Annotated in this window: 14 protein-coding genes; 6 read left to right on the forward strand and 8 right to left on the reverse strand. The window is 38.9% G+C overall.

The window, feature by feature from the left end; translation table 11 throughout:
• Positions 1 to 85: 85 nt before the first annotated feature.
• Complete coding sequence (locus B7E04_RS16040) at positions 86 to 1,024, reverse strand: helix-turn-helix domain-containing protein (protein ID WP_080779522.1); 939 nt, start codon at positions 1,022 to 1,024, stop codon at positions 86 to 88.
• A 144-nt stretch (positions 1,025 to 1,168) separates the two neighbouring features.
• Here B7E04_RS16040 and B7E04_RS21985 point away from each other — a divergent pair, with 144 nt between their 5' ends.
• From B7E04_RS21985 to B7E04_RS22205, 3 genes are all read left to right on the forward strand, one after another.
• Positions 1,169 to 1,333: a bacteriocin gene (locus B7E04_RS21985; protein ID WP_139785418.1), complete on the forward strand. Its 165-nt coding sequence runs from the start codon at positions 1,169 to 1,171 to the stop codon at positions 1,331 to 1,333.
• A gap of 321 nt (positions 1,334 to 1,654) precedes the next feature.
• A complete protein-coding gene (locus B7E04_RS16045) occupies positions 1,655 to 1,846 on the forward strand; it encodes a hypothetical protein (RefSeq protein ID WP_139785419.1) in 192 nt (63 codons plus the stop codon).
• 35 nt (positions 1,847 to 1,881) lie between these two features.
• Positions 1,882 to 2,058 carry a hypothetical protein gene (locus tag B7E04_RS22205; protein ID WP_165439456.1) on the forward strand — a complete coding sequence of 59 codons (177 nt, stop codon included), beginning with the start codon at positions 1,882 to 1,884 and terminating at the stop codon, positions 2,056 to 2,058.
• Positions 2,059 to 2,162: 104 nt separating this feature from the next.
• Here the strand turns inward: B7E04_RS22205 and B7E04_RS16050 are convergent, their stop codons facing one another.
• From B7E04_RS16050 to B7E04_RS16080, 7 genes are all read right to left on the reverse strand, one after another.
• Complete coding sequence (locus tag B7E04_RS16050) at positions 2,163 to 3,245, reverse strand: hypothetical protein (protein WP_080779524.1); 1,083 nt, start codon at positions 3,243 to 3,245, stop codon at positions 2,163 to 2,165.
• An 86-nt stretch (positions 3,246 to 3,331) separates the two neighbouring features.
• The gene (gene ychF / locus B7E04_RS16055) at positions 3,332 to 4,423 is read right to left on the reverse strand and encodes a redox-regulated ATPase YchF (RefSeq protein WP_080779525.1); all 1,092 of its coding nucleotides are present in this window, start codon (positions 4,421 to 4,423) and stop codon (positions 3,332 to 3,334) included.
• A 189-nt stretch (positions 4,424 to 4,612) separates the two neighbouring features.
• The gene (locus B7E04_RS16060; RefSeq protein WP_080779526.1) at positions 4,613 to 5,164 is read right to left on the reverse strand and encodes a ferritin; all 552 of its coding nucleotides are present in this window, start codon (positions 5,162 to 5,164) and stop codon (positions 4,613 to 4,615) included.
• Between the two features lie 264 nt (positions 5,165 to 5,428).
• The gene (locus B7E04_RS16065; RefSeq protein ID WP_080779527.1) at positions 5,429 to 7,042 is read right to left on the reverse strand and encodes a glycoside hydrolase family 10-like protein; all 1,614 of its coding nucleotides are present in this window, start codon (positions 7,040 to 7,042) and stop codon (positions 5,429 to 5,431) included.
• A 125-nt stretch (positions 7,043 to 7,167) separates the two neighbouring features.
• On the reverse strand, positions 7,168 to 8,973 hold the full coding sequence (typA, locus tag B7E04_RS16070) for a translational GTPase TypA (RefSeq protein ID WP_062647616.1): 1,806 nt from the start codon (positions 8,971 to 8,973) through the stop codon (positions 7,168 to 7,170).
• 179 nt (positions 8,974 to 9,152) lie between these two features.
• Positions 9,153 to 9,416, reverse strand: coding sequence for a DUF1294 domain-containing protein (locus B7E04_RS16075; RefSeq protein WP_080779528.1), 264 nt, complete (start codon positions 9,414 to 9,416; stop codon positions 9,153 to 9,155).
• A gap of 158 nt (positions 9,417 to 9,574) precedes the next feature.
• On the reverse strand, positions 9,575 to 10,252 hold the full coding sequence (locus tag B7E04_RS16080) for a YceI family protein (RefSeq protein ID WP_080780721.1): 678 nt from the start codon (positions 10,250 to 10,252) through the stop codon (positions 9,575 to 9,577).
• A 263-nt stretch (positions 10,253 to 10,515) separates the two neighbouring features.
• On the opposite strand from B7E04_RS16080, the gene B7E04_RS16085 reads away from it, so the two are divergent.
• From B7E04_RS16085 to B7E04_RS16095, 3 genes are all read left to right on the forward strand, one after another.
• A complete protein-coding gene (locus tag B7E04_RS16085) occupies positions 10,516 to 11,181 on the forward strand; it encodes an O-methyltransferase (protein WP_080779529.1) in 666 nt (221 codons plus the stop codon).
• Between the two features lie 102 nt (positions 11,182 to 11,283).
• Complete coding sequence (locus B7E04_RS16090) at positions 11,284 to 13,407, forward strand: Tex family protein (protein WP_080779530.1); 2,124 nt, start codon at positions 11,284 to 11,286, stop codon at positions 13,405 to 13,407.
• A gap of 54 nt (positions 13,408 to 13,461) precedes the next feature.
• Entirely contained in the window at positions 13,462 to 14,100 is a 639-nt protein-coding gene (locus tag B7E04_RS16095) for an HAD family hydrolase (protein WP_165439457.1), read from the forward strand.
• The last annotated feature ends 74 nt before the right edge of the window (positions 14,101 to 14,174 follow it).

Genomic DNA, 14,174 nt, shown 5'->3' on the forward strand with positions numbered 1-14,174 from the left:
ACTGTTGTTATTTAATGATACAAAGTTGGCACATTCTGCAGAAGAAACCTTTGCCCCAATCAATCTGAAATTTGCAAAAATCAAATCACGACCGGAATTCCATTGGGGTGACTGATGTTTTCCTTTTAAAAAAGTTGGAAAAATGGGCGATTTCTTCAAAACCGAGCGCATAGGAGATCTCGGAAACATTCCATTTGGTTTGTCTCAGCAGGATTTTTGCTTCCTGAACCAGCCGGTCCGCGATGAATTCCGTTGTCGTCTTCCCAGTGTTTTCTTTGAGTTTTTTATTTAAATAATTCACATGAACCGCCAGCCTGTCGGCATAATCTTTTGCGGTTTTTAGCTGAAGCCTCTGTTCGGAAGATTCGATGGGAAACTGTCTTTCCAAAAGCTCTATAAATAATGAAACCACCCTTAATGAAGCGTTGCTGGAAGCAGATAATGTTGCGGCAGGCTGGAGTTTTTGTCCATAGTGGATCAGCTCCAGCACATAGTTTCTGATCAGGTCATATTTAAAAACATAATCGGAGGCTATTTCCTGCTTTATTTTAGTAAACAGGGTTTCTATTTCATCTGCCAGCTCATCTTCAATCTCAAATAAAGGAATATTTCCGGGCTGAAATATCGGCAGATCTTCCAGGGAAAACCTCGATTGTGCCTTAATGAAAAAATCTTCGGTAAAGACACAGAAACTTCCTGACTGTGCGGGGTCCTCAGGAACCCAATGATAAGGAACTTTTGGCGTTGCAAACAACAATGCATTTTTTTTGATCGCTATAATTTTATCTGCATACTCAGCCCTGTTTTTACCCCTGATCAGGCTGATTTTATAGTATTTCCTGCGGTTATAGGGCATTTCTGAGGTGGTTTTCGCCCGTTCTATCGTCTGCCGGATATCGAATACATTAAAGTGCCCGATATCTTTGTGAAGCCCTTTCGGAAAAATACTTTCAAGGTCTTTTCCCAGCTTGGCAGCCATCTCTTTATAAAAATCTTCCAGGGAGGCATGAGCAATCTTTTCCATAACCGATGATTTGTAAAATTCAAATATACAAAGTTAGCAGGATTTTAAAATTAAAAAATATTTTACTTTTTTCTTCATCAGGTGATATACATTTGAAGATTTTTATTAACTTAGTTTTCAACTAACTCACTAAAAATCAAAACAATGAAAAATCAAGATGTACCAAAAGGAAAAAAACTGAACAAAAAACAGTTGAGAAGCATTACTGGGGGATTAATGGACTGCATTGATCCAATGACCGGAGGCTGCAGAAAAATATCAATGGGCTGCGCACAGCTGCAATGCAGGCCAATTATTGATCCTTTATAGGAAATACATAAACCGTTCGATAGTGAACGGTTTTTTTATGTGCTGCAAAAGTTTAGGTGGTGACATCCTTATCCTGCAGATTTGCAGGATTAACTTTTTAAACATTAAGATGATTTAAGACGATAAGAATAGTTAAGAGAAAATCTAAAGATTTTTAAGCAGAGTGTTGCTTTTCATACAGAATACAATACTTTGATTGAAGTAGGCTTTTTGCTTTTATTAATTAGAAAACATAAAATATAGTTTTTTTTCTTCAACAGGTGAAATATGTGGATATTTTCCATATATTCGTTTCCAACTAACCTACTAAAAATCAAAATAATGAAAAACCTGTTTTTACAAGGAGGAAAAAAGCTAAGCAAAAAACAATTAAAAACTATCGCAGGAGGTCTCCTGAACTGTATGGAGCCGGTACTTTGCCAGAACCCGCCATGCGAACCATCTTCTGATCCTTTTGGATGTACAATTATTTCAAAGGTTTGTGCACAGAAAGAATGCAGACCTCAACTTTAATTTTTAAATTCAACATCAACTAAAACCAAAGAACCATGAAAAACTTACACTTAGACAAGGGGAAAAAATTGAACAAAAGAGAATTAAGATCTATTACAGGTGGTAAGGAGCAGTGCATTGATCCGGCTACCGGAGAGTGCAGAAAGTATGGTAATGGCTGTGCTGAAGCAAAGTGCCGTATTATCATTATAGATCCTATCGAAGTTATATAAACTTAGAAATACCTTATAAAAACCGCCTCCTGAGGCGGTTTTTCTGTTATGATCCCTTTTCTGCTATCTCCATTAAATATATTGCTCAATTCTGAACAGTAGTTTTAAACAACAGTTCCTCCTGTTATTTCAAGAATCCATTTACCGTTCTTAAATTCAGCGGAATAATCATTCGTAAAGCTATTCCCCGATGTGTAAATGTAGAATTTATCGGGATCCTTCTTATCTCTTTTGATTTTTGAAATACTTCCTCCGACTACATCCGTCATTCGAACATAATACCCCTGCTTGCTTTCTTTTTCAGGAATAAATAATACTCTCAATCCGGGATTGATCTGGTGAAAATAATCACAATCACTTTCATAAACAGCAAAAGAATAATGAAGCTTTTTAAAATTCAATGCACCATAATCAGGCAACAGCATTTCGTATAATTGACTAAACTTGTTCTTCTCAGATTTGAACATAGGATTCATATCATCAAAATCATTTATTCCATCTCCATCTGTATCGTTACTACGGGCATTCAGACCCAAACTGTTCTCAAATATATCGTTATATCCATCATTATCAGAGTCTATCATTAAATCTTTCAATTTAATTTTAAAAAGCTTACCGTCTTCCATAGCTGAATAATCATCATATCCCGGAAGTCCCGGTACTTTTATAATTTTTACCAGACTTCCTTCAGCCTGAAAAAAACCATCCTTTACAATAGGATTCTCCTGGACTTTGTTAATATAATAATGGCTAAAACTGATTCCAAGAAAATAGGCATCTGCCTGACCTTTTTCAATTTTCAACAACCAATACCCCAGACTATTGCTTCCCAGGGCATACCACACATTATTTAAAAGCTGTTTGTGAGAATATTCAAACTGATCTGAAAACTTTGCCCTGAAAATCTCAAATTCTTCCTGATCGGCTTTCCATTTCTTTTCAGCTTCTTCAAGAGAATATCCAAATAAGCGTGCTTCAGTACTATCTTTTTTAAAAGTTCTGTATCTTTTGAGATTAACGATTTCCAGATAATCCGGCTGATCATCAAGAATCTGTTTTACAGTATATGTTTCTTTTTCCACATAGCCTTTAAATATATCATCTTTATCATCAATAAAACATTTCTTTTCAATACTCTCCGAGCAGGAAATGAATAGTACAGATATTAAAAGATAGACGTATTTCATCGGTTAAATTTGCAGAACAATTGCAAAAAACGCTCCAGAGATAAACCCTGGAGCGTTTTTCTATAATAACTAACTTTAATATTTTCTTATACGTTGAATCTGAAGTGCATGATGTCTCCATCCTGAACAATGTATTCTTTACCTTCTACAGAAAGTTTTCCGGCTTCTTTTACTTTTACTTCAGACCCGTAGCTGATATAATCGTTGTACTTGATTACTTCTGCACGGATGAAACCTTTTTCGAAGTCTGTGTGAATTACTCCTGCTGCCTGTGGTGCCGTCCATCCCTGTCCTATCGTCCATGCTCTTACTTCCTTCACTCCTGCAGTAAAATACGTCTGAAGTTTCAGAAGGTCGTAGGCTTTTCTGATCAAACGGTTTACTCCCGGCTCTTCAAGGCCAAGCTCTTCAAGGAATATTTCTCTCTCTTCGTACGTTTCAAGCTCATTGATATCAGCCTCAATCTGTGCGGCAAGAACTACAATCTCTGCTCCTTCATTTTTAGCCATTGCTTCTATCTTTCCTACCCATTCGTTTCCGTTTTTGATGGAATTTTCGTCTACATTACAAACATAAAGTACAGGCTTTTTCGTTAAAAGCTGAATATCGTCGATGATTGCTTTTGTAAGATCGTTTACAGGAAATTCTCTTGCATTTTTTCCGTCCTCAATAAATTTCTCCAGGCTTTGAAGGGTTTCGTATACCAGGATATCATCTTTCTTTCCGGATTTAATGAACTTTTTAGCTTTCTCAACTGCTTTTCCTACGGTTTCAAGGTCTTTCAGCTGAAGCTCTATGTCAATAATTTCCTTATCTCTAAGCGGATCTACAGAACCTTCTACGTGGATAATATTTCCATTATCGAAACATCTTAAAACATGGATAATAGCTTCACACTCACGGATATTGGCCAGAAACTGATTTCCCAGTCCTTCCCCTTTGCTGGCGCCTTTTACAAGACCTGCAATATCTACGATTTCAACAACCGCGGGTAGTACTCTCTCAGGGTTTACTAATTTTTCCAGCTCAAACAGTCGCTGATCCGGCACGGATACCGTTCCTAAGTTCGGCTCTATGGTACAGAAAGGATAGTTTGCTGACTGGGCTTTAGCATTGCTCAGGCAATTAAAGAGCGTTGATTTACCTACATTCGGAAGGCCTACGATTCCACATTTCATATTGTAAAATTCAAAGTTTAAAGGTTTAAAGTCTAAAGTTCAATGCTTAAAATTATAAGGCTTTTCACCCGATTTGTTGAATCTTGAACTTTCAGCGTGCAAAGATAGGGAATTTTGAGGGAGATTCATAATAAAAAAATCTGCCAGGCTTCTGACAGATTTTTAATAATTTTAATTCAACAATCGGTTTTATGGGTTATCTCCGGTAGCGTCCTGGGCCAGCGGAACATCGTTTGGTGCTTCCTGTAATGTTTTATCTAAAGTAAATAAAGATTCATCGGTGGCTCTGTCTCCTCCTGCAATTTTCAGTTTATCGATCAGGTTGGACGCCAGGGTTTCTTCTTCTATCTGCTCCTGAACAAACCACTGCATAAAATTCCATGTTGCCCAGTCTTTCTCTTCTAAAGCCAGATCTACGATTCTGTAGATGGCTGTAGTATTATCCACTTCATGTTTAAAAACTCCGTCGAAACAGGCGGTCAAAGAATCCGGATCAGCCGGAGGTGCCGGGATAGCATCTACTTTTGGTTTTCCACCTCTGTTAAGAACATATTCCATGAATTTAATGGAATGGTTTCTCTCTTCCTGCGCGTGCCTGTATAAAAAGTTGGCAATTCCCTGGTATCCTTTATCATCCGCCCATATTCCATAGGACAGGAAGACGTGTGAGGCGTGAATTTCTTTGTTCATCTGATCGCTCAATGCTTTTTCCATTGTTGGGGAAAGTCTGTTGGTATTCATAATGCTATATTTTTGTGATAATAATACAGATACAAAAATGGTTCCGATGCAAATTGTCCTTTCCAAATTTAACTTTAAGTTAAAACAATAAAACTATGAAATAAAGCATTTTACAGATATTATTTATAGTTATTCTAAAATAAGAACCAGCTCATTTCTGAACCGGTTCCGTTATTTATATTCTGATAATCGCCAATTATTAAGCCGCCAATAATCAAATTTGCTTTTTGCATTTTCGTTTTTTGCCCGTCTGCATTGTACCATCTATTTTATCTTCTTCGCCATATAATCACTCTCATTTCCTAATCGGTCAACAGCTTTTATAGCGGCTGCATTTAATTTTTTCCCGTCTTTGGTTTTTGGGATTTCTTTCGTAAGGGTATCCACTGTTAAAATTTCGGTTTCCCAGACTCCGTTGTATTGGGTGAAAAGTACCCACTGGAAAACTTCAGAAGCATTTTTAATACTCCAACTTACCTGTACCGAGCTTCCGTTATCTGCAACATAAATCGTAGGCGTCTGTAGCGGAACAGCTTTTATCCATGGAGTTTTCGGGACCAGTGCTTTTTCTTTGTATGGTCCGTTTTTCAGGACAGGAAGCATCCCCGGGTTTTTTGTAAGCCCAGCAATACTCCAATGAATCTCTCCGGCATCATTCTTTAAAACCTGTCTGGAAATTTCGATCTGGTTTCTGATTTCGGAAGGACGGTCTGATACTTTGATCTCAACGGTATTCAGTCCCGGCCATAGATGGCGGTTCATAGTATTTTCAGATTTCCACCAGTTTAACAGAGCTTCAAAGCCCTGCCCTTTTGAATCTATGGGCCAGTAGAGCTGTGGTGAGAAATAATCTACCCAGCCTTTATTCAGCCATAATTTGGCATCGGCATATAATTCGTCATACTGTGAAGACCCTACAATCCCGGCAGGATAACCCGGCTTCCAGATTCCGAAAGGACTTATCCCGAATCTTACGTAATTTTTTTCTGCATGAATTTCCTTGTAGATCCTTTCCACAAACCTATTCACATTATCTCTTCGCCAGTCTGCTCTGGATAAGGTACCGCCGCTTCTCAGATACTCGTTCCAGCTTGCATTATCAGGGAAATCTGCGCCCCTGTTGTAGGTTGCATACGGATAGAAGTAATCATCGAAATGCACGGCATCTATATCATATCTCTTTACAATATCTTTGACCACATTGGAAACATGATCCTGTGTTCTCCTGTTTGCCGGATCAAACCAGTACATCCCGTTCTTCAGCCTTATGACAATATCGGAGAGCCTGCTGGCCATCGACATACTGTTTACAGCGCCTCCATTGGAATGATGGGCACGGTAAGGATTTAACCAAACATGAAGCTCTATTCCTCTTTTATGGGCTTCTTCAATCCAAAACTGAAGCGGGTCATAGTTCGGGTAAGGAGCAGCTCCGGTCTGTCCGGTCAGAAAGAACGACCAGGGCTCTATGCTACTTGTATACAAGGCATCTGCCGAAGGTCTGATCTGGAATATCGCAGCATTGAAATTATTTTCTTTAAGCATGTCAAGCATACTGATGGCTTCTGCTTTCTGCTGGTCAACGGTCAGATTATTCCTTGAAGGCCAGTTGATGTTGGCAACACTGGCAATCCATGCGCCACGGAATTCGCGTTTAATTTCCGGAAGTGTTGTTCTGAATGTATCGTCTGCAGCGGGCGTTCCCGTCACCGGATTAGCTACGGATACCTGCTGTTTAGGTATGGGCTTTGTGCCGCTGGGTTTAGGTGTAGTAGTTTTTGTTGGAGTTGCTTTTACCGTATTGTTCTGTACGGAGCAACCTGTATATAGTGTAAAAACTCCGGCTAAAACGGTCAGTTTTATAATATTCATTTTCATCGTCTGCAAACTGCTTTAAATTTATTCTTTCTAAGAGATTATTATGCCAAAATAAACAATTAAAGGCATAGTCTCATAAAAAAACCCCGAAAAATTCGGGGCTTTATTATATTGATAGGAATTGATTAAGCTTTCGCTGATCTTTCCACTCTTTTTCTTTCTTCTTCTGAAAGTAGTTTCTTTCTCATACGGATGAAGTTCGGAGTTACCTCAATCGCTTCATCACCCTGAATATATTCCATACATTCTTCAAGAGAGAATAAGATTTTCGGAGCAACACCGGTATCTTTATCTTTTCCGGAAGCTCTCATGTTGTTCAGCTGTTTTGCTTCCACGATGTTTACTACCAGGTCACCAGGCTTGTTTTGTTCACCGATGATCATCCCTGCATAGATTTCCTCACCCGGATCTACGAAGAACTTACCTCTGTCCTGCAGTTTAGCAATAGAATATTCAGTTGCCGGACCTTGAGTTTTGCTGATCAATACCCCGTTATTTCTTCCAGGAATCGCCCCTTTGAAAGGCTTGTATTCTGTGAAACGGTGTGCCATAATAGCTTCACCTGCAGTAGCTGTCAACATCTGGGAACGTAATCCGATCAAACCTCTTGAAGGAATTTCGAATTCCATATGCTGCATTTCCCCTTTGGTTTCCATAATGTGAAGATCTCCTTTTCTCTGAGTAGCCAGGTCGATTACTCTTGAAGCATATTCTTCAGGAACGTCAACTACCAAAGATTCGTAAGGCTCACATTTTTCTCCGTCGATTTCTCTAAGGATAACCTGCGGCTGACCAATCGTCATTTCATATCCTTCTCTTCTCATCGTTTCGATTAAAACCGATAAGTGAAGAATACCTCTACCGAAAACAAGGAATGTATTGGCATCATCAGTTTGCTGAACTCTAAGTGCCAGGTTTTTCTCTAACTCTTTGTACAATCTTTCTTTCAGGTGGTTTGAGGTAACATATTTACCGTCTTTTCCGAAGAAAGGTGAATTGTTGATAGAGAACGTCATGTTCAGTGTAGGCTCATCAATTGCTGTTCTTTCCAACGGCTCAGGGTTTTCAAGATCCACGAAAGAATCCCCGATCTGGAAAGCATCGAAACCTACTACAGCACAGATATCACCTGCCTGTACTTCGGTTACTTTTTTCTTTCCTAAACCTTCGAAAACGTATAATTCCTTTACTTTTCCTTTTACAATTTTACCGTCTGCCTGAGCAAGACCAATCCACTGGGATTCTTTGATCTCCCCTCTTGTCACTTTCCCGATGGCAATTCTTCCCAAGAATGAAGAATAATCAAGAGAAGTGATCTGCATCTGAAGGGTTCCTTCTGATACTTTCGGTGCAGGAACATACTGTAAAATACCATCCAATAACGGTAAAATATCTTCAGTCTGCTCTAATGAAGTGTTGAACCAACCTTGTTTTGAAGATCCGTAGAACGTTGGGAAATCCAGCTGCTCTTCAGTCGCATCAAGGTTGAAGAATAAATCAAATACCTGATCGTGAACTTCGTCCGGACGACAGTTTGGCTTATCTACTTTATTGATTACCACCAATGGTCTCAATCCCAGCTCCAAAGCTTTCTGAAGTACGAATCTTGTCTGAGGCATCGGCCCTTCAAAGGCATCTACCAACAAAATTACCCCATCCGCCATTTTCAGAACTCTTTCTACTTCCCCACCGAAATCGGCGTGACCAGGTGTATCAATTACGTTAATTTTTGTGTCTTTATAGGTAACAGAAATATTTTTGGATAAGATCGTAATCCCTCTCTCTCTTTCAAGATCATTGTTATCCATTATTAATTCTCCACTTTCCTGATTTTCTCTGAAAATGTTTGTAGCATGAATAATCTTGTCAACCAAAGTCGTCTTCCCGTGGTCAACGTGCGCGATAATCGCAATATTTCTAATGTTTTGCATGAATGATTTTTACGGGTGCAAAAATAGTGATTTCTAATGAATAATAAGCAAGAATATCAATTAATTAACAAATTCATAATGAGCATTTTCTGTCCTCCGCCCTGTTAATGCTTTAAAATTGAATATTTTATCAATCAATTTTTAGCATAGATAAAGAATATATGATTGGATTTTATGAATTAAGTTCCCCAATATCTTTGAAAAAAATAAATGCATGCCGCCTGGACCAAAATAATTCCTGTAAGTTTCAGTAAAAAAGATCGTTTTGAAATTTTATGTCTGAAAATCAGGATTCCCAGAACCGCTCCTGCCGTTCCGCCCATAAAAGCCAAACCTAAAAGCGTGTTTTCCGGAATCCTCCTTTTATGCTTTACAGCAAGTCTTTTATCCCATCCGAAGATTATCAGTGTGAAAAGGTTTAACAAAAGGAAAATGTATATCATCTGTGCAAAAGTAGTGAATTAGACGGTGGCTTCGAGTGTCGAAGGTCCCGTGTTTTCATAAATATAAAAATATTATTACAGTACTTTTATGAGGATATGTCTAAATAAAAAAGCTGCCTTTCTAAAAAGGCAGCCCTAAGAAAATTGTATCTAACGAATTATTTTTTAGCTTTTACATCTACTGCAATTTCGATGTCTTTGCTGATCATCCATTCCGCAGGATCTGCTTCTGAAGTACCGAATTTAATCCCCCAGTCTGCTCTGTTCACTGTAAATTTAGCCTGAACAGACGCTGAACCTTCAGCAACATCTACTTTAGCAGGGAAAGTAACGTTCATTGTCTTTCCTGATAATGTAAGGTTTCCGCTTACGGTTTTATTCGCTCCGGCTACCGCATCTGCAGGAGCTTCTTTAAGATCTGCTACGCTTGTAATTTTGAAATCTGATGTAGGGTTTTTAGCCGTATCAAAGAAATCAGGATTTTTTAAGTGTGCTTCAAGATCTGCAGGTTTTTTATCTTTTTCTGTTACAGAAGCAGGATCTACTTTGATAGAGTTCATGTCAATTACAAAGTTTCCGGCAGTAAGCTGACCTCCTTCAATGCTAAGATCACCTGATTTCACGTTAAGTGTTCCCCAACGTGGAGCCATACCTCCTTTGTGGAAAGCTTTCCAGTTTACTACAGAAGTAGCAGCGTCTACTGTTAATACTTCTCCTTTGCTTTCTGCTACGGTCTGCTCAGTAGTGGCAGCTGTAGTTTCTGCTGATTTTTCTTTATTACATGATGCTGCAAGCAACCCAATTCCTACTAATGCGATTACACTAAGTTTTTTCATATTGTTTGTTTGTTTAGAAAATTGTTTTAAAATATTCATTTTAAGATTCCAAAAATAGAAAAACCATATTAATTATCATCTTAACATACATCAAGAAATAAAAAAAATCTGGTTTTACTGCTTACTATTAATCTATGAACGTGAAATAAGGTTTTAAATTTCATTTCAAAATTGACTAACTTTAGCCTAAGTAAAGCTCCGGGACAATACGCCTATATATAAACCTCCTCCTGAGCTATTTCCAATCACGAAAATTAAAACCTATGAATCAGCAGTTATTTGAAAAAGTAGATCAGTACATCAGTAATCTGGTTGCACCTGAAGATGAAATTCTACAACAAACCATAGCGTCTCTGGATAAGGCTTCCATGCCTCAGATCAGTGTAACAGCCACTCAGGGCAAATTTCTGCAGCTGATGCTGCTTACCTGTAAAGCTAAGCGTGTTCTGGAACTGGGTACTTTAGGAGCATACAGCACCATCTGGATGGCAAGGGCTATTCCCGCGGACGGAAAAGTAATTACTGTGGAATTCGATCCTCATCATGCTCAGGTTGCCAGTGAAAACATTGCAAAAGCCGGACTTTCAGATAAAATTGATCTGCGGATTGGCAAGGCGATGGATGTATTAAACGAACTTATTGCCAAAGGTGAAGAAGCTTTTGATTTTATTTTTATTGATGCCGATAAACCTCCCTATGCTGAATATTTTGAACTGGCATTACAGCTTTCACATCCGGGAACCATGATTATTTGCGACAATGTGATCCGGGAAGGCAAAGTCCTTGATGAAAACACAACTGATGAAAGAGTGAAAGGCGTACAGCGGTTTAATCAGCTGCTGGCTGACCATCCAAAAGTTACCGCCACCATTATGCAAACTGTAGGTGCCAAAGAATATGACGGGATGGCGATTGCGGTTGTTAATTAAATCCGATTCATTGATTTCATTAATTAAGAATACACATTTAAGGCGGGGCGACTCGCCTTTTCTCATTCCAAAACATTATTTTAGCTTCCCGAAAACAAAGTAATGACGACCGTAACATTTATACAGCAGCAGCTCAATATTTCCGAGAAGAGCATCAACAATACTTTACAACTGTTAGCAGAAGACTGCACCATTCCCTTTATTTCACGATACAGAAAGGATAAGACCGGAAATCTGGATGAAGTGCAGATTGAGCAGATTTCAAAGATCAGCAAGCAGTTTGAAGACATCGTAAAGAGAAAGGAAGCGATTTTAAAAGCAATTGAAGAACAGAATGCCCTGGCGCCTGAATTAAAACAAAGAATTGAAGAAAGTTTTGATATTCCTGAGCTTGAAGATTTATATCTGCCCTTCAAAAAACGCAGAAAAACAAAAGCTGATGCCGCTAAGGAAAAAGGACTGGAACCATTAGCTAAAATTATTATGAGCCAGAAAAGCAGTGATTTGCAGTTCCTGGCTTCCAAATATCTGAACGCTGAAGTTCCCAATGAGGAAGAAGCGCTTCAGGGAGCCAGAGATATCATGGCAGAATGGATTAATGAAAATATGTATGTCCGCAAAAACCTGCGCCGACTTTTCCAACGTAAAGCCATGATCACTTCAAAGGCTGTAAAGGCCAAAAAAGATGAAGAAGAAGCCCAAAAGTTCTCACAGTACTTTGAATGGGAAGAAAATCTTACGCGAACTCCTTCTCACAGGCTTCTGGCTATGCTCAGAGCTGAATCGGAGGGTTTTGTAAAACTAAATATCGGAATTGATAAGGAAGAAGCAATAGACTTTATAGAAAAAGCGGTGATTAAATCCGATAATGAAAGTTCGGATCAAATTGCTGTAGCGATAAAAGACAGCTATAAAAGACTTCTGGAGCCAGCCATTTCGAATGAAGCTTTGCAGGAAGCCAAAGAAAAAGCGGATAAAAAAGCCATTGAGATCTTCTCTGAAAACCTCAGCCAGTTACTTCTTGCCCCGCCGTTGGGTGAAAAAAGAATCCTGGCGATAGATCCCGGATATAAAAGCGGTTGTAAAGTGGTCTGCATTGATGAAAAAGGTGATCTTCTCCACAATGAAACCCTTTATCCCCATGCTCCGCAGAATGAAAGCGGAATGGCCATGAAAAAGATCCGGTCTATGGTGAATGCTTACAATATTGAAGCGATTTCTATCGGAAACGGAACGGCAAGCCGTGAAACTGAGTTCTTTATTAAAAAAATTGCTTTCGATAAGCCTTTGCAGGTTTTTGTGGTTTCGGAAGCCGGCGCATCGGTGTATTCGGCCAGCAAAATTGCAAGGGATGAATTTCCGTCCTATGATGTGACGGTACGTGGCGCTGTTTCTATCGGGAGAAGACTGGCAGATCCGCTTGCGGAACTGGTAAAAATTGACGCCAAATCTATCGGTGTAGGGCAATATCAGCACGATGTAGATCAGACCCAGCTGAAAAGTGAGCTTGATACTACCGTGATGAAATGTGTGAATTCTGTAGGAATCAATTTAAATACAGCCAGCAAATCCCTCCTGAGCTATGTTTCGGGAATCGGTGAAAAAATGGCAGAAAATATTGTGAATTATAGAACTGAAAACGGTCCTTTCGAAGACAGAAAACAGTTGAAAAAAGTTCCGAGGCTTGGAGAAAAGGCTTATCAGCAGGCTGCAGCGTTCGTTAGGATCACCAATGCTCAAAATCCTCTGGATAATTCTGCGGTTCATCCTGAAGCTTACGGAATTGTAGAGAAAATGGCTAAAGATTTAGGCATTAAAACCCATGAGTTGATCGCCAATAAGGAGAAAATTGCATTGATCCAGCCTGAAAAATACACTACGGAAGAGATTGGAATCCTGGGAATCAAGGATATTGTAAAAGAACTGGAAAAACCGGGACTGGATCCGAGAAAAGCAGCCAAAATTTTTGAATTTGATCCGAATGTAAAAAAAATCACAGACTTAAAAGTCGGAATGATTTTGCCCGGAATTGTCAATAATATTACTGCCTTCGGATGTTTTGTGGATCTTGGGATTAAGGAAAGCGGGCTGGTTCATATTTCTCAGCTGAAAGACGGGTTTGTTTCCGATGTCAATGAAGTGGTAAAACTCCATCAGCATGTCCGTGTAAAAGTGACAGATGTGGATGAAACCAGAAAAAGAGTGCAGCTAAGCATGATCCTGTAAACACAACTTTGAACTTCCTTACGATTAATTAATACGATAAATTCATTACTCATTTTGAGCGCTAAAAATTTAATTTTCGATCTGGACGGAACACTTTGGGATTCCAGAGCAACCATCATCACGATATGGAACGAGGTTTTAAATAAACATCAACTGATTCAGAAAGATTTAAAACCTGAAGATATGAACCAATATATGGGCTTGCTGGCTGATGATATTTTAAGAGATATTGTTCCCGGAATTTCTGATCAGAAGGTTCATGAAGTTCTTTCTGAAATTGTACGAAATGAGAATCAGCTTTTACATATCCATGGTGGTATTCTTTATGACGGTGTGGAAGAAACCTTGAAAAGTCTGGCAAAAAGCCATACTCTTTTTATCGTCAGCAATTGTCAGGAAGACTATATTGAAGCATTTTTGGAATTTACTCAGTTTGGAAACCTGTTTAAAGATTTTGAATCTTACGGGCGGACCGGAAAACCGAAATCTGAGAATATCCGGCTGATTATGGAAAGGAATCACTTAAATTCTGAAAATTCAGTGTATATCGGGGATACCCAAACGGATTATAATTCCGCTACAGCCAGCCATTTGCCGTTTATTTTCTGTGAATATGGTTTCGGAACATTGAATGACCGGAAATACCAGCCCTCGATTTCAAGGCTTTCAGAATTGGAAAATCTATTTCAATAGGGAATTAATTGACTTTAATATAGATGAGGCTGTCTCAAAAGTGAGACAGCCTCATCAGTTTTAATCATTAAAAA

Source organism: Chryseobacterium phocaeense (assembly GCF_900169075.1).
GTDB lineage: Bacteria > Bacteroidota > Bacteroidia > Flavobacteriales > Weeksellaceae > Chryseobacterium > Chryseobacterium phocaeense.

What these genes read in the sequence shown, in the direction of transcription:
- B7E04_RS16075 (WP_080779528.1), bottom strand. Translation starts at nt 9,416, where the DNA reads ATGATATACATTTTCCTTTTGTTAAACCTTTTCACACTGATAATCTTC.
- B7E04_RS16085 (WP_080779529.1), top strand. Translation starts at nt 10,516, where the DNA reads ATGAATCAGCAGTTATTTGAAAAAGTAGATCAGTACATCAGTAATCTG.
- B7E04_RS16040 (WP_080779522.1), bottom strand. Translation starts at nt 1,024, where the DNA reads ATGGAAAAGATTGCTCATGCCTCCCTGGAAGATTTTTATAAAGAGATG.
- ychF (WP_080779525.1), bottom strand. Translation starts at nt 4,423, where the DNA reads ATGAAATGTGGAATCGTAGGCCTTCCGAATGTAGGTAAATCAACGCTC.
- B7E04_RS16060 (WP_080779526.1), bottom strand. Translation starts at nt 5,164, where the DNA reads ATGAATACCAACAGACTTTCCCCAACAATGGAAAAAGCATTGAGCGAT.
- B7E04_RS21985 (WP_139785418.1), top strand. Translation starts at nt 1,169, where the DNA reads ATGAAAAATCAAGATGTACCAAAAGGAAAAAAACTGAACAAAAAACAG.
- B7E04_RS22205 (WP_165439456.1), top strand. Translation starts at nt 1,882, where the DNA reads ATGAAAAACTTACACTTAGACAAGGGGAAAAAATTGAACAAAAGAGAA.
- B7E04_RS16065 (WP_080779527.1), bottom strand. Translation starts at nt 7,042, where the DNA reads ATGAAAATGAATATTATAAAACTGACCGTTTTAGCCGGAGTTTTTACA.
- B7E04_RS16050 (WP_080779524.1), bottom strand. Translation starts at nt 3,245, where the DNA reads ATGAAATACGTCTATCTTTTAATATCTGTACTATTCATTTCCTGCTCG.
- B7E04_RS16045 (WP_139785419.1), top strand. Translation starts at nt 1,655, where the DNA reads ATGAAAAACCTGTTTTTACAAGGAGGAAAAAAGCTAAGCAAAAAACAA.
- B7E04_RS16090 (WP_080779530.1), top strand. Translation starts at nt 11,284, where the DNA reads ATGACGACCGTAACATTTATACAGCAGCAGCTCAATATTTCCGAGAAG.
- typA (WP_062647616.1), bottom strand. Translation starts at nt 8,973, where the DNA reads ATGCAAAACATTAGAAATATTGCGATTATCGCGCACGTTGACCACGGG.
- B7E04_RS16080 (WP_080780721.1), bottom strand. Translation starts at nt 10,252, where the DNA reads ATGAAAAAACTTAGTGTAATCGCATTAGTAGGAATTGGGTTGCTTGCA.